Genomic DNA, 15,779 nt, shown 5'->3' with positions numbered 1-15,779 from the left:
TCTTACCGCTCTTGATTTCCAGTCGAGGCTAGAAATGACGAAGTTGCTCTCCCGTTCGGCCAACTTGCTCTTGGACAGGCCATTGGGGTCAGATCCTGGCAAGTAGGCTTTTTCTGAATGCTGCTGTCTGCAGTCTGTTCTAACCTATACTTACCCAAGCACCTGAATACTGAGCGGGGGAGCTCATGTTACGACGTCAATTCTTAAACCGTCTGGGCCTTGGTCTGGGCGCAACCTTTCTTACCACAAAACAAGCCTTAGCTTTTGCCTCTGACTCAGCTAGCAGCAAAGGCAACAGCGGACTTCCCAGCACAGAGCCGATATCGCCGGCAGACTGGAAAGCGCTCAGAGACTTATTCCCTTTAACCCAGGATTACATCCAACTTGCCACTTTCCTGCTTGCCTCGCATCCAAAACCGGTTAGTGACGCCATTAATTATCACCGTAAAGCCCTTGATGAGAATCCTGCCGATTACTGGCACAGTAAGTATCTGACCATAGATGGTGATATCGCCAAATCCGCGGCCGATTACATGGGCGGCGACCCGAAATGTATAGCCCTGACCGATAGCACCACCATGGGCCTGGGTCTGGTTTACAGCGGCTTGTTATTAAATCCAGACGAAGAAATCCTCCATACCACCCATGATCATTATTCCACCGATATGTCACTCGCCCACCGCGCCAAAAGAACCGGTGCTAAAGTGCGACAAATCGATCTTTATGAAAACGCCTGGGAAGTCAGTGTTGATGATGTCTGCAAACGCTTGAAATCATCAATACAACCACAAACCCGGGTATTCGCCTGTACCTGGGTACATTCATCTACCGGAGTAAAACTGCCAGTAAGCGATATGGCTGATGTAATTAAAGACATTAACAAAAGCCGGGGCGAAGATGAGCAAATCCTGTTTTGTGTTGATGGTGTGCATGGCTTTGGCATTGAGGATCAGGACGTCAGCAAACTTGGTTGTGATTTCTTTATCGCCGGCACCCATAAATGGATATTTGGTCCAAGGGGCACGGGGGTGATATGGGGAACGGAACAAGCCTGGCAGCGCAGCGAGGTAGTTATTCCAAGCTTTAGCGCCTCTTACGATGTCTGGCTCGGTAACCTTACCCAGGATAAGGTACCGGTTGGCGAACATATGACACCTGGTGGCTTCCACTCCTTTGAACATCGCTGGGCATTACCTGAGGCTTTTAAACTGCATCAGCAACTTGGTAAAGCCAATGTTCAGCAGCGTATCCATCAGCTCAATACGCAAACCAAAGAAGGTTTGGCAAAAATGTCCCATGTAAAACTGCACACACCGATGGCGACGGAGATTTCATCGGGCTTAGTGTGTTTTGAAGTCGATGGTATGCACCCGGAAGAGGTGGTGAAAACCTTACATGGCAAAGGCGTGATTATGAGTAACACACCATATCGTAAAACCTATGCCCGTTTTGCCCCTTCACTGCTAAATAATGAAAAAGAGATTGATGTAGCGCTCGCACAAATACGAGCCCTTGCATAACAACAAATTACGCTTTTGTTGTTACCGGTTTTCCGCCAGGTTGAAGCGCTTGGCTATGTGGGTGAGGAATAATCTTCACCCACTGACTGGCAATCAATGAGCAAGCGGCAATGGCGGCACCACTGTAAAATACCCAGGAAGGTTCAACTAACCACATCAGGCCAAAAGATGCAGGGATAATCACAGCTGCAATATGGTTGATAGTGAAACTCACGCCGGCATTGGAGGCAATATCTGCCGGGTCGGCAATTTTCTGAAAGTAGGTTTTTATAGCAATCGCCATCGCGAAAAAGATGTGGTCGATAACATACAGCGCTGCTGCCACATAGGCGTTTTCCACCAAACCATAGCCAGTAAAGACAATAATCAGGCCAACGTATTCAATCGTCAGGGCTTTGCGCTCGCCAACTTTGCCAATCCATTCACCAATTTTCGGTGCGATATAAATATTCAATAAGTGGTTCAGCATATACAACAAGGTGATATCGGCAACCGAATAACCGAACTTTTCCACCATCATAAAACCCGCAAATACCACGAATATCTGCCGACGAGCACCACTTAAAAAAGTCAGAAAATAGTAAAGCGAATAGCGCTTACGCAGAACGATATGCTTGTGCTGAGCAACTTTTACTGGAAACAATGGCATATACAGCCACAACCAGGCCGTGAGCGCCAAACCAAGACCGCCAAGAATCAAATAGGCGGTTGCAAACGGCATCGAGAAGTATTCAAATGCCACGTAAATAAAGGCGTATACCACCAGCGCGGCGATGGATTTTACCGACAGTAGTTTACCAAGTTTGGCCGGAGCCTCTTCTTTGCTAAACCATTGCAGGCTAAGAGATTGGTTTACGGTTTCAAAGTAATGAAAGCCCACCGACATCAGGACCGTAGTCGCGTACAAGCCATATTCGAACGGAAATAAACCGGTGATGGCAACACCTACGGTTAATAAACATAAGGACACCAGCGCAAAGTGTTGTTCTTTGATCACCAACAGTATGAAAACCGCCGTAAAAGCAAGAAACCCTGGAATTTCACGCAAAGATTGCAGCATACCGATTTCCGCGCCGGTAAATCCTGCCGCTTCAATGGTGAAATTGTTTAACAGCGCCTGCCAACCAGAAAAGCTTAATGTCATGATGACAGAAGAAACGATTAAAAATACAAAGGGGGTTCGCCAAGTTGAAGAAGCAGGCTGGGTCATATCAAACTCTTTGAAATGGGGGCAAAAACACTAAAGGGTAGAGCTTAAGATTAACAGGAAATAATACCAATCACATTAAATTATTGCTCGCTCAGTGAGAATTTAAAGGCTTTTAGACAAGGCTTTGATTGCAGAGAATGGTCATTCCACTTTCAAAATTAGCCAAAATCAGTAACGCAGGATAAACGCCTTTAAAACTCACCCGTAGGGAGTTAGTGAGAGGCCCATTTCCTGCCCTATATTTCATTAATATAGAATGACTATATCAATAAAATCTATGTTGCAAATGAACCTCGGCTCTAACTCTGAGTTGTGCACAAACTTAGTGTGATTGGTATACCAACATTGATATGTATTGTTCTGCCATTCACTTATGCGTATGCTTTAGGGCAATAACCACAAGAAGTAAAAGAGTCCCTTATGAAAGACCATGCCAATGTTCCTTTATCGGATTACATTGAATACTCACCCGAAGAAATGCTGAAGCGTTCTGAGAACTTCTATAACGATATCAAGCGACGTCATTCGATTCGTAAATTCAGCGACCGTGCGGTAGATAAAGCCGTTATTGAAAACTGCATCAAAGCCGCAGGCAGAGCCCCAAGCGGTGCGAACCACCAGCCATGGCATTTTGTTGCCATCGAATCGGCTGAGGTAAAAAAACAAATCCGCGAACAAGCCGAAGCGCTGGAACAAAGCTTCTATCAGGGACGCGCAGGAGATGAATGGCTAGATGCATTAAAACCACTGGGCACCGATTCGCAAAAACCTTATCTCGAACATGCCCCTTGGTTAATCGCGGTATTTAGTCAGAAAAAAGGTGGGATCCACGCCGAAGATAAAAGTACCAATTATTATGTGCATGAATCCGTGGGCCTCGCGACAGGGTTTCTGTTAAATGCCCTGCACCACAGTGGGCTGGTGACCTTAACTCATACGCCAAAGCCTATGTCGTTTTTGAGTAAGGTCTGTGAACGTGATGATAACGAACGTCCATATATGCTGATTATTGCCGGTTACCCTGCCGAAGATGCAACGGTGCCAGAGCACGCACTGGTGAAGAAAAGTATCGACGATATCGCTACATTTCTATAACGAAACGGATGTGAAGGAAAGTGTCCAATAACAATCCAGGTTAAAGCATGATCAGTAATTAATGTGGATTGGTATACTTAGGCGCCTTCGATATTCACTTTATCTACGTGAACGAGCAACTCAGGAAAAAATGCTGCGAAGGTTGATTGATAAATCTGGTAGTTTTCTCTTACGGGTTCAATGGCCCGATGCAGCGGATTTGCAAATCGCATCCGCATACCAATGCCGTTCAATGCTCTATCGATATTATTGAGATGCTGATAGCCAGAAAGCCAATCCTGACTCGTCATTCTCTGAACCATAATTTGCATCCTCTCAGGCATCAAATCGATTTTGGTTAACAACTGCTGATAACTTTGAGTTCGAAATTCAGTAAACGCTTGCTCACTGTAATCCTGCCAGTGCAATGCCAGAAAATGATCAAACACGACATCCGCAATAATGCCAGAATAACGGCGCATATCCTTAGGTAAATGCCCTTTTAGTTCACGTACCAATAGGTGGTTATCGGTGAATCGGTCAATACTGCGGTGGTTTTCGATACCTAACTGGATTGGTTCGGGAAGTGCGGCGATATCCAGTCCCTGACAAAAGTCCCCCATCAGGTTTCCCGTTAATGAGTCGCTGTTGTTTTGCGCCAGAAAAAGATGAGCCAGATAATTCATCGACAAGACACCAATTCAATTCAGCTAAAACCTATAACCTAAAACCTAAGGATTTTTGCAATCGATTATGACCGACGATCGGATCTGTGTTTGATTCTCGGGTATCGATTAATTCAAACCCCTTTCGCAGATATAACTGCTCTGCACGCGGATTACTGTGGGCCACATCGAGAGTGACGGATTGATAACCTTTGTCCCTGGCCTGGTCGTTTACAAATTCCATAAGCTGTTGTCCTATGCCTTTGCCCTGAAACTCGCTATCCACGCCCAAATGCGCCAGATACAGAGTGTTTTTCGCAGGTTTTGGGCAAATTCGTTCAAATGCCAGACCGCGTTTGGCGGCAACAGGAAAACGCCAGCGACAATAGTTCAACATATCAAGGATACAGCCGACTTCCAATTTCAATAATTGCTGACGATCGAAGCAGGCCACGGAACCGACAATATTGCCATCGATAAGCGCCACATAATGGTTTTGATAGCCAAATTGGCTCCGACCTTTAACCACACTGTATTGCAAAAAGCCCTCACCGTCACCAAACACGTAATCAAAAGCGACGGGGCCAGAGCTGTATATGAGCTTGGCTAATTTTTCGCTTTGTTCAGCAATTAAGGATGGATTGGCGCGGACAATGGTTACTTCAGACATTAAATTAGCTTAAGTCCAGTTCGATATCTGTACAACCTTTCGCACAGGAGATCTTAGCGACAGAGTCGTCTTTCGATGCCAGAAATTGCAGCGATTGCTGGCAATCTGGACATTTTGCGGGCTTGCCCATCAAAACACGTTTAATCAGGGCTTTTTGGTCATTATACGATTTGGCGGTTTGTTTGCTTAATTGTTTTAGTTGTTGCAGATCCATTTACTACTTCTCGATACCGAATGGGCCTAATCTAGATTTTGCGGTGGACAATACCAACCATCATATATGCCATCAAATTTTCGGGCATGGGTTTCTAACAACATTTGGTAGCCAATAATGTTGTCATAACTTGCCGGCATTTCCGGATAAGCGGTAATTTCCCATGGATGTTCCGGGTTATCCAGATACGGACAAAACGACAATTTCTGGTTGTTTTCAAGCAGAATTTGCCCGAATTGTAACGCCTTTTCCTGACTTGGAAAAATCACGGAAAATTGTATTTCCCTTGGGTTTGCCAGATTGTCTCCGGTTTGCAACATATGCCAAAGCATGTTGCCGTTGGAGTCAGTTGGAAATTTAGAAAGATCTCTAGCCACGGTGCACCTTACTATGAATCTTATATGAAATAACGAGTTAGATAATTTTACTACCCTAACTTATCTAGCTTAGCAAGGGTTGTCGGATTTCGAAACTCGTTTCAGGGTAAATTTTTCGCCGCTAACAATGTGTTCGTAGGTAAATTGTTGCGCATCAAGCGCCAGCACCCGATAAGCGTGATAGTTGTCAGGATCGGCTCTATCCGCCGGATATTCTGTGCTGTGTTCAATTTCCGAATGGGTAATGGTGAAATGAATATCCCCCACTAATCCCCAGTCGCCAGTTTCACTAATTTGCGACAACAACTTTCCTTCGAGATTATAGGTGTAGAAGGTAAAAACAAAGGTGCCATCTTCACGCAATTCGGCAAATTCACTAAATTGCTCTTCGCCCAGATCTTCGCTTCGATGCCAGACGCCGAGCAATTGCTGACGATCATACATGGTTAACCCACATTACATTTGGCTGGATAATTGCTACTTACTTTAACAAAATTTTCAGCATCTTATCGTTAAAAACCCGCATTTGGCACGTTTTCAGTTGATTTAACCGGGTTAACCCAGTTTAATCGGGGCTAAACTACTAAAAACAGGTTTAAAAATCACGCTTATGTTCAAATCAAAGCAATTTTTCGGTGCCCTGTTAATTCTTGGATTATCCACGAGTGTTGTTGCCCAAAATGAGCAACGTCCGTTAACGGTCACCGACATCATGAAGTTTCGCAGCATTGACGATGCGAGTTTGTCAGACAATGGTAAGTGGCTTGGCTACAGTGCCGAGCCAGATCGCGGCGATGCAACCTTTTATGTGCAATCGGTAAGTAGCGATGTTCGCTATCAGGTGGAGCGCGGTACGTCCGGTTATTTCAGTGACGATTCTCAGTTTGTGGCGATTAGTCAAAAGCCAGCATTACTGACCCTTGAAAAAGTCAGCAAAAAAGCCCGTAAAGATCTGAAAAACGAACTGACGGTGATTAATCTGGTCACTGGCGAAAAACATCACTTTCTCGATGTCGAAGATTTTCAACTTCATGCCAACGGTCCATGGCTTGCCTTCTCTCAACCCCTAAAGAAGAAAGAAGAGAAAAAAAAACAGAAAGACGCGGAAGCTGAAGAAAACAAAAGCGACGGTAAACAGGATTACCTGGCCCTGGATATCGATAGTGGTAGCGATAAAGAAACCCCAGAAAAATCTGCCGAAAATGCAGAACAAAAGGCAGCCGATGAAGAAGCGCCTGAGCTTTTCAATAAAAAGCAGATTAATAAGTCGTTAACCCTGGTAAATCTTACCAATGGCGAGCAACAGGTTATTGAACACGTCGATCAATTCAAGTTCTCTCCTGAACTTGCCGTTATCGCTTATAGCCTTTCCAGCAAAGATGGAAAAGACAATGGATTGCAATTGCTTGAGCTAGGTGCGGCTGACGCCAAGGCTGTTGTTGTCAAAGAAAACGCCAGTTTCACGCAATTAAGCTGGAATGAAGAAGGCGATACTCTCGCTTATTTGCAAGGTGACTTTAGCGAAAAAGCCGAGCGTCGTTCGCATCAACTGGCTTTACTTGATGCCAAAAAAGGCAAAGTAAAAACCGTTAAGCTTGATAAAAATCTTCCTGATTTAACCTCGCCTTATGTTCCTGCAGTTAGCAAACTTGTCTGGAGTCAGGACGATGAGCGCCTGTTCTTTGGTTTTAAATCATTACCGGCAGAAAAGCCTGAAATGGCAAAAATTGAATCACAAGACGATCTATTTGATATCGAGCGTTTAACCAGCGACCGTGGCCTTCAGGTTTGGCACGGTGAAGATCCGTTGATTAAAACCAATGAAAAGTTTCAATACAACCGCGATAAAAAACACAGCTATCAGGCGGTTTACCATGTCAGCAAAAACAAAGTTGTACCATTGGCAGGCAAAGATATTCCGTATCTTCGTGCAACGGAAAATGAACAAGCGATGATTGCCAGCAGTGATTTAAAATATCGTAAGCTGCGCACCTGGGAAGGATTTTTCAGCGACTTTTATTTAGTCGACCTTGATGACGGCGAAGCAAAGCTTATCAAAGAAAAGTTAAGCTCATACAACGATATGAAGGTTAGTGAATCCGGTCGTTATGTCGCTTATTACGACCAGGGCCACATCTGGGTTTGGGATAGCCGTAAAGACCGTCATCAAAATATCAGTGAAGGTATGCAAGTCAGTTTTGCCGACGAAGATCACGATTACCCGTCTAAGGTTCCTGGTTATGGTATTGCCGGTTGGATGGAAGATGACGAAGGCTTTTTCGCCTATGACAAATTTGATATCTGGTTTTTCTCAGCGGATGGCGACGATAAAAACTGTTTAACCTGTGACATGGGGCGTGTCGAAAAACGACAATTTCGTATCAATATTGAAGACCAAGACCATGACTTTTTCGATGAAGAACAAACTCTGTTACTAACCAGCTACAACGATGCCAAGAAAAACTTTGGTTTTTATCAATTGGCGCTTGAGTCAAATACGCTGACAAGGCTGGTAGAAGAAGATAAGAAATTCGAGTATCTGGCAACGGCTGAAGATGCCGATGCGATTCTTTATACCCGTGAAGATTTCAATGAATTTCCGGATCTTTGGGTTAGCCAACACAACTTTTCCGATGCCCGAAAACTTACCGACGTAAACCCGCAAAAAGACGAGTTTTTATGGGGTGATGCTGAGCTGGTAGAGTGGACATCAACCATGGGCGAACCGCACCAGGGTGTGTTAATTAAGCCAGCGAACTATGTTGAAGGGCAAACCTATCCAGTACTTGTTTACTACTACCGTTTGTTCTCACAACGCATGTATGAATTTAATGCGATGAAGGTCAATCACAGACCGAACTTCCCATTCTATTCATCAAATGGTTACGCGATTTTCTTACCGGATGTGCACTTTGAAATCGGCAGTGTTGGTCAATCGACTAACAAGTCCATTTTACCGGGTATTCAAAAGATAATTGATATGGGTGTTGCTGATAAAGATGCCATTGGTCTCCATGGCCATAGCTGGAGTGGTTATCAAACCCTGTTTTCAATTACTGAAACTGACATGTTTGCCGCCGCTGTTTCAGGGGCGCCAGTATCTAACATGACAAGTGCGTATTCAGGCATTCGCCTCGGTACCGGCCTTGCTCGTCAATTCCAGTATGAGAAAGGACAAAGCCGAATTGGCGCCAGCATGTTTGAGCGTCGCGATCTATACATTGAAAACTCACCGGTATTTTTCGCCGAACGCATTAACACGCCATTGCTAATGCAATTCGGAGATATTGATGATGCCGTGCCATGGCAGCAAGGTGTTGAGATGTATCTGGCGATGCGTCGATTGGGTAAAGAGGTTATTTTCTTACAGTATGAGGGTGAACCACATCATCTGAAGAAGTATCCGAATAAAGTTGATTACACCATTAAAATGAAGCAGTACTTTGATCATTACCTTAAAGGTGCACCAGCTCCTGAGTGGATGACAAAAGGCGAAGCTTACAGCGAGTAATCATTGTTATTTTTTGAAAAGCGGCTTTGAAAGCCGCTTTTTTTTTGATTTTAATCACTGGAAGCGTCGTCTTCATCAACGACCATTTTGATGTCGCTAAAGCCCATTCGAGTAAATTCATTCTGACGAAAATCCTTTACCGCATGTTTACCTTTTGAGGTCATTCGCACCTGCTCTTCCATCGCCAAAAAACCTGAGATATCGACATTCTCTGCAGCCGCTGCGGCCTCGTAGATATCGTGATGTCGAGAGTAGGAAAATGGCAGTTCCTTACGAACGCCTTTATAGACATAGGTTAATTTTCTGGGCATCGGAATTCCTTAATCTTCAACGGATTTTATTATAGCGATGAAAATCCTTCATAGGTGACAATTGCGAACAAAGTTCTCACAGGGTGACAGATACGAGCAGGGCTGCATCTGCTGACAGCGCGAAGTGTGAATTCGCGCTGCTGACAATTCAATGTGCTTTCTTCATTTTGAATTCTGAGCATTGAATATTGGGTGGACTCTAGCTTAAGCGCTGTTGTAGCCAGTCAGAGATATCTCTGACCTGTGGGGCGCAAACGGAATGTGGCATTGGGTAGGTATAATATTCCGGATTAAAGCCCAAGGTTTCCAATACCGATTTTGCCTGGGTGCCAAGCACAGGGTTCACCACCGGATCCTGGCTACCGTGCATGATGCAAATATCGATATTACGATTGGCATCATTTAATTGGATAGAATCTTTAGTCGCGAAATAGGTCGACATGGTTAGCAAACCGCCCAAGGTTTTCGGGTAGGTTAATGCTGCCTGGTAGGCAACGGCACCGCCTTGTGAAAAGCCCGCCAAAATGATTCGTTCTGCCGGTATGCCTGATGCAATTTGCTCATCAACTAACGCCTGAACCGCCGTTGCGGATTGCGTTAACTGAGCGACATCAACTTTACGTTCAACACTCATATCAAGAATGTCATACCAGGCAGGCATCACCATGCCACCATTGATGGTTACCGGCATTTTTGGTGAATGGGGAAAGATAAAGCGAATTGGCAGAGCTTGTGGTAAACGCAGCTCAGGCACGATAGGTTCAAAATCATGGCCATCAGCGCCAAGGCCATGTAACCAGATAACACAAGCCGAAGCCTGCTGCTTGGGTTCAACCTTAATGGTTTGTAATACTAAATCGCTCATTAACGACTTCCTGCGATTGGCAAATAAACAAGCCGATTATACACATAAAATTCATGGGTAAATCGGTTCTTATCAAGATTTCATTTTTTTGCCATGTTAATTAATGTAGGGTAAAAAGAAAAAGGCGGAATTATGGATAAGCAGCTACCTAAAGCAATAACGTTAAGTATTGCATTGCTACAAGGAATTATATTGTGGTTACTGTATTACAGTTTTGAACAACAAGTATTTCCAGCAACGGATCCTGTTTGGTTTAATCCTTTGGTAAGCATAAGCGCAGTAATACCTGTCCTTTTTCTCGTGGCTGCAACGCCTCAGAATTGGCAGCGCCTGACGAAATTTCTGATTGGCTTTAGCGCAATCCTTATCATGACGTCCGCTTTTGTCGGCACTCAACAAAAACCAATAGAGATAATCGAATCCGCGGGATTGGTTTTTATCCTGGCGATCACAACAGGTATCGCTTCTTTTAAAGCGGTTATGTATGGACAATTATGGAGTGAAAAAAGTGATTTTAGTTATCACAAGTTATTTGACCTATCATGGCGTAATTTCTTAATCGGCGTTGAGTCGGCACTATTTACCGGCATTTTTTACGGGATACTAGGCCTGGGCGCAGCACTATTTCATGTCATCGGTATCGACGTATTCAGCGAATTATTAGAAAAGGCATGGTTTAACATCCCTGTGATCTGCATGGCATTCGGATTTGCCATTATTACATTTAGACGTATATCCAAAACCGTAGATATCGTCGCAAATATCCTGCAAACCCTCATTAAATTTTTACTGCCTATGCTGGCGGTAGTTGCCTTAGTGTTCTTAATTACATTGCCATTTACAGGCTTGGAAAAGCTTTGGGATACAGGCCGGGGCAGCACACTGCTATTGATCATGCAGGCGGTCACCCTATTTTTTGTTAACGCCGTCTATCAAAACCGTAAACAGCACCCATATCCCCTATTCTGGCATCGTTTTATCTACATTAGTGTCGCGGTTTTACCCATTTATAGTATGATTATCGCTTATGGCTTATGGTTACGAATCGACCAATACGGATGGAGTGTCGGCCGTTGCTGGGGCGTGGTAATTTGGGCACTATTAGCCAGTTTTTGTTTGGGTTATCTGCAGGGCATTGTTCGCAAAAAAGATGATTGGTTGCAATCTCTAGGATGGATAAATGTACGCATGGGGATTGTAATACTGTTCGTGTTATTGGCTGTGAACACACCTATATTGAATTTTCAGAAAATCGCCGCTAACAGTCAAATATCACGAATATCCGCCAATCAATCAGACATTGAAAACTTAGATACCTATTATTTTAAATGGAACCTGGCGCGACCCGGTTATCTGGCACTGCAGGAGTTTAAGAGTAACCTTGATGACTCTCAAAATGAACTCGTCGCGAAAATTAACAAACTATATTTACCTAAGCGTAAAGAAGGCGAACAAATAACGCAGGAGCAGTTTGTTAAACATCTGCACTATTGGCCAGCGAAGGACATTTTCCCTGCTGCGCTTTCTACCTCTCTCTATAAACAGCAGACCAATCGTTGGTTTGTACTTGGCCAGCAAGAGTATTATTTGTTAGCTATTGATCTGAATAAAGATAAGCAAAAAGAATTCCTCAGCGTTAAAGAAGAAACAGAGGTTATTGAAGTACGAATTTGGCGCAAAAATAACGAGAATGAGTGGATTAGTGCGGTCGTAGATCGTATTTACCAGTCTGGAAATTCCCAAGACAAAGTCGACATAAAATCAATTATTACTGAGAACAACTTAGGTGTGACTGAGCCTGAGTGGCAGGATTTGATGTTAGGAAATGTTAGGATGCAAATTCCTAATAAATAAAGTAGGGCAAGTAATAATTACCTGCCCTGCTCAACGTTGAGGTCGATTAAGTCGCTTTATTTCTTCATGACTCGAATCGAACCATTAACGCTTTCTAAATCCAGTGATGAGCTGCCATCACCAAATTTACCATTTAGGTCGGTACCATAGTACTTGCCTTTTTCACCGGTTAAGCCGAACTCGGTACGGATTGAACCGTTACCAGTACTGGCGTCGATATTGGCACCAAAGTTTTCAGGAAGGTAGATGCGAATACCACCATTAACGGTTTCTACTTCAATATCCAGGTTCTTAGCATCATCTGCAAAGGTCAGCTCAATACCGCCATTTACCGCATCCACTTCAACATCAGAGGCCAGCTCTGTGGCTTCAATTGAACCGTTTACCATATCGGCGTTCAGTTCACCGCGAACCCCTTCAACTCGCAACGCACCGTTAACTAAATCGATTTCTTTTAAATCAATGTTTGCCGGTACCTGGATAATGTATTCAACGCTACCTGAGCTATTGCCGCCACCCCAGCCGCCGCGCTCTTTATAGTCAGTTTCAACACTGATGCGGTCGCCGCTTTGACGCATTTTCACTTCGATGTTTTCCAAATCGTCTTCATCATCGGCAGTAACAATGGCTTTTACCATTACCTGATTCTGATCCCAGGCGGTGATTTCCACGTTGCCATTAACGTTATCAACCAACAACTCGCCTTTTCCGCTTAAATCGAAGGTCTTTTCTTCGGTTCTGTCAGCATCGGCATGGGCCTGAAATGTCATTAAGCTTGCCAACGTCAGGCTGATTAGAGAAAGTTTTTTCATTGTTCTGTCCTTTAAAAATTTGTTGATTAATGACGATTTACATCATTGAGTTGTTGGTTAAGATGCACCATGTTTGTAAAAGGTTTAAAAGAAATTTTATTTTTTATTAAAATATTGCCGTTATGATAAATAAGCAAACGACCAGAATAGGTCGGAAAAACAACGGCCAAACTACGACAATGCAATCTGGGGATTTTCGATGTTAAAAGTGCAACTGCTATTAACCGGTAATGAGTTAATGAGCGGCGATATCACCGATACCAATTCGGTATTTATGGCTCAGCAATTAAAAAACCTGGGCGTAGAAGTCCACAAAAAAGTTACGGTCGGCGATGAGTTAGAATTGTTGGTAAATGAAATTAGCGCATTATCATCGAGCGCCGACGTATTGATCATCAATGGCGGGCTAGGACCTACGGTTGACGATTTAACCGCGCAAGCGCTGGCACAGTCGAAAGGCGTTGAGCTCAGCGTTCACCCCCAAGCTTTACAGGAACTTCAAGCCTGGTGCGATCGCCGCCAATATCCTCTGACTGAGCCGAATCGCAAGCAGGCCATACTTCCCGATGGTTGCAACATTGTGTCTAACCCGATTGGTAGTGCGCCTGGTTTTTCATTGACCTTAAATGATTGCCTGGTGATCTGCACCCCAGGTGTACCAAGGGAAATGAAGATGATGTTTGAGCAAAGCATTTTGCCGATTATCAAAGGTAAGATGCCGGCTGGCCTAAGTAATAAAACCAACAAACTGAGGGTATTCGGTATTGGCGAGTCTGGTTTGCAAAAAATCATCAATGAGCAATTTACTGACTGGCCAGAACATATCGACTTAGGGTTTAGAGCCAGTCAGCCACTGCTGGAAATAAAACTCACCGCCCATTATCAATCCCATCATCAAGATTTACAGGACTGGACCGACAAACTCAAAACGCTATTTGCTCAACACATTGTTTGTGAGGGCGATGGTGATTTACCGTCAACGGTGATTGATATTCTAAAATCCCAGGGCAAATTTATTACCACCGCAGAATCCTGCACCGGAGGTTTGATTGCCGCGTCGATCACCTCGGTTGCCGGCTCATCGGCAGTATTTGAAGCCGGATACACCACCTATTCGAATCGAATTAAACATCAATTACTTGGTGTTAGTGAACAGACTCTGCAAATACATGGGGCGGTGAGTGAACCTGTGGTCAGGCAAATGTTAATTGGCGCATTGAACGCTTCTGGCGCCGATGTTGGTGTCAGTGTTTCCGGTATCGCCGGTCCTGATGGCGGCAGCGATGAAAAACCGGTTGGTACGGTTTGGCTTGCCTGGGGAGACATACAAACCCAATATGCGCAAGAATTGTATTTTCCGGGGCCGCGGCGCTTTTTCCAAAACTATATTGCTTATGCAGGCCTGGATTTAGTACGCAGATTCCTGCTCGATTATCGTGACACTCCCCGCTATGTTATTGAACGACAACGAAAACCAACAACATAGTTTTAACTAAAAAGTAGTGTTTTTCACTAACTATTGTTTGAAAAGCTAATTACTCATCACCCACAACTTAGCCCAAGCCCTTGTAATTATTGATATTTAAAAACTGGCAAGGGCTTTGCTTTATTAGCGATAACTTATCAATTCTGAACAAGTATGGTCAGAGAGAAAATAACAAATTTCGGTGTTATCGCCGTCATTCATTTTTAGGAGTGAAATATGAAAAAGTTGATGTTAGCCAGTGTGATCGGTTCAGTATGTTTGCTGGGCACAGCCAATGCTCATGAAGACAAGGATCACCTAACCTTTAGTTCTGATCATTGTTCAATCAATATGAATTACGGCGTCGTTGTTGAAAACGATACCATTCGCTTTTTGGACAACGATAACACCATAGTGCAAATCAACAACCAAAAAGACCTGTTCGTTAAGGGCAAGCAGATTGACCTTACTGATGATCAACAGGCACTAGTTTCTGACTACGCCAGTGGCGTAAACCAGCAAATTCCTAAAGTCGTCAATATTGCGCTTGATGCGGTAGAAATTGCTTTTTCAGCGTTATCTCACGTAGCCACTGGCTTAACGGGCGAAGATAGCAGTTCCGCAGAATCACTTAACCAGTCATTTGCGAAAATCAAAGAAAAGGTGAGCACTCGCTTTCATGCTGAAGACGGTTCGGTATACCTTGCTGAACAAGACTTTGATGATATCGACCAGTTTATTGAAGACGAGTTAGAGGGCGAGATTGAAAATCTGGTAGTCAACTCAGTAGGTGATATTCTGATTGCCGTAGGTCAGGCGATGAATGATGAGGAAGGCGATTTCGAGCAAAAAATGGAAGCCTTTGGCGAGCGCATGGAACGCATGGGTGAAGAGATTGAAGTGGCTGTTGAAGATCAGGCTGAAGAGTTAGGAGCTCAGGCGGAAACTCTATGTGCTGACTTACACGACCTCAACGAATTGGAAGACGAGCTGACCAGTAACGTCGACGCACTTGCAGACTTCAACCTGATTGAAGTAGAAGACTAATTCAAATATGACTCTATTAAGAGGAAGCTTATGCTTCCTCTTTTTTCCACTCGAAAACGCTCCCTAAACATCACAAAAACCATATATATACTCTTACAAATCATATAATTAACTTTGAACTTCCGATATACTGCTGAGTCTCAAAGACACCTGTAAAGCTGCAAAAACAGTTGTGGATTCGTTT

The 15,779-nt window shown here is 43.9% G+C and carries 15 protein-coding genes; 6 read left to right on the top strand and 9 right to left on the bottom strand.

Annotation, left to right across the window (positions count from 1 at the left end):
* The first annotated feature begins 185 nt into the window (after positions 1-185).
* A complete protein-coding gene (locus FNC98_RS03030; protein ID WP_143579877.1) occupies positions 186-1,520 on the top strand; it encodes an aminotransferase class V-fold PLP-dependent enzyme in 1,335 nt (444 codons plus the stop codon).
* A 7-nt stretch (positions 1,521-1,527) separates the two neighbouring features.
* Here FNC98_RS03030 and FNC98_RS03025 read toward each other — a convergent pair whose 3' ends face one another.
* Positions 1,528-2,730, bottom strand: a complete 1,203-nt coding sequence (locus FNC98_RS03025; protein WP_260680425.1) for an MFS transporter — start codon at positions 2,728-2,730, stop codon at positions 1,528-1,530.
* A 420-nt stretch (positions 2,731-3,150) separates the two neighbouring features.
* On the opposite strand from FNC98_RS03025, the gene FNC98_RS03020 reads away from it, so the two are divergent.
* Positions 3,151-3,825 (top strand): nitroreductase family protein, encoded by a 675-nt coding sequence (locus FNC98_RS03020; protein WP_143579876.1) that lies wholly within the window; start codon positions 3,151-3,153, stop codon positions 3,823-3,825.
* 77 nt (positions 3,826-3,902) lie between these two features.
* Here the strand turns inward: FNC98_RS03020 and FNC98_RS03015 are convergent, their stop codons facing one another.
* The 5 genes from FNC98_RS03015 to FNC98_RS02995 form a co-directional block, all read right to left on the bottom strand.
* Entirely contained in the window at positions 3,903-4,490 is a 588-nt protein-coding gene (locus tag FNC98_RS03015) for an ACP phosphodiesterase (protein WP_143579875.1), read from the bottom strand.
* Positions 4,491-4,521: 31 nt separating this feature from the next.
* Entirely contained in the window at positions 4,522-5,139 is a 618-nt protein-coding gene (locus FNC98_RS03010) for a GNAT family N-acetyltransferase (protein ID WP_143579874.1), read from the bottom strand.
* A gap of 4 nt (positions 5,140-5,143) precedes the next feature.
* Positions 5,144-5,353, bottom strand: coding sequence for a hypothetical protein (locus tag FNC98_RS03005; RefSeq protein WP_143579873.1), 210 nt, complete (start codon positions 5,351-5,353; stop codon positions 5,144-5,146).
* Between the two features lie 26 nt (positions 5,354-5,379).
* Positions 5,380-5,730: a ribonuclease E inhibitor RraB gene (locus FNC98_RS03000; protein WP_143579872.1), complete on the bottom strand. Its 351-nt coding sequence runs from the start codon at positions 5,728-5,730 to the stop codon at positions 5,380-5,382.
* 69 nt (positions 5,731-5,799) lie between these two features.
* Positions 5,800-6,174, bottom strand: coding sequence for a hypothetical protein (locus FNC98_RS02995; RefSeq protein ID WP_143579871.1), 375 nt, complete (start codon positions 6,172-6,174; stop codon positions 5,800-5,802).
* A 166-nt stretch (positions 6,175-6,340) separates the two neighbouring features.
* Between FNC98_RS02995 and FNC98_RS02990 the strand changes: the two genes are divergently transcribed.
* Complete coding sequence (locus FNC98_RS02990) at positions 6,341-9,241, top strand: alpha/beta hydrolase family protein (RefSeq protein ID WP_143579870.1); 2,901 nt, start codon at positions 6,341-6,343, stop codon at positions 9,239-9,241.
* Between the two features lie 50 nt (positions 9,242-9,291).
* Here the strand turns inward: FNC98_RS02990 and FNC98_RS02985 are convergent, their stop codons facing one another.
* Positions 9,292-9,552, bottom strand: a complete 261-nt coding sequence (locus FNC98_RS02985) for a DUF2960 domain-containing protein (protein WP_143579869.1) — start codon at positions 9,550-9,552, stop codon at positions 9,292-9,294.
* Between the two features lie 199 nt (positions 9,553-9,751).
* Positions 9,752-10,417 (bottom strand): alpha/beta hydrolase, encoded by a 666-nt coding sequence (locus FNC98_RS02980; RefSeq protein ID WP_143579868.1) that lies wholly within the window; start codon positions 10,415-10,417, stop codon positions 9,752-9,754.
* A 132-nt stretch (positions 10,418-10,549) separates the two neighbouring features.
* Between FNC98_RS02980 and FNC98_RS02975 the strand changes: the two genes are divergently transcribed.
* The gene (locus FNC98_RS02975; RefSeq protein ID WP_143579867.1) at positions 10,550-12,271 is read left to right on the top strand and encodes a DUF4153 domain-containing protein; all 1,722 of its coding nucleotides are present in this window, start codon (positions 10,550-10,552) and stop codon (positions 12,269-12,271) included.
* A 56-nt stretch (positions 12,272-12,327) separates the two neighbouring features.
* Here the strand turns inward: FNC98_RS02975 and FNC98_RS02970 are convergent, their stop codons facing one another.
* Positions 12,328-13,083, bottom strand: coding sequence for a DUF4097 family beta strand repeat-containing protein (locus FNC98_RS02970; protein ID WP_143579866.1), 756 nt, complete (start codon positions 13,081-13,083; stop codon positions 12,328-12,330).
* Positions 13,084-13,282: 199 nt separating this feature from the next.
* Here FNC98_RS02970 and FNC98_RS02965 point away from each other — a divergent pair, with 199 nt between their 5' ends.
* The gene (locus tag FNC98_RS02965; RefSeq protein WP_143579865.1) at positions 13,283-14,569 is read left to right on the top strand and encodes a CinA family nicotinamide mononucleotide deamidase-related protein; all 1,287 of its coding nucleotides are present in this window, start codon (positions 13,283-13,285) and stop codon (positions 14,567-14,569) included.
* A gap of 216 nt (positions 14,570-14,785) precedes the next feature.
* Positions 14,786-15,595, top strand: a complete 810-nt coding sequence (locus tag FNC98_RS02960; RefSeq protein ID WP_143579864.1) for a DUF2884 family protein — start codon at positions 14,786-14,788, stop codon at positions 15,593-15,595.
* Positions 15,596-15,779 lie beyond the last annotated feature (184 nt).

Source organism: Thalassotalea sp. PS06, from assembly GCF_007197775.1.
In the GTDB taxonomy this organism is placed as follows: Bacteria; Pseudomonadota; Gammaproteobacteria; order Enterobacterales; family Alteromonadaceae; genus Thalassotalea_A.
Note: the sequence above shows the minus strand (reverse complement) of the source record. Positions and strands in the feature narration are given on the sequence as shown.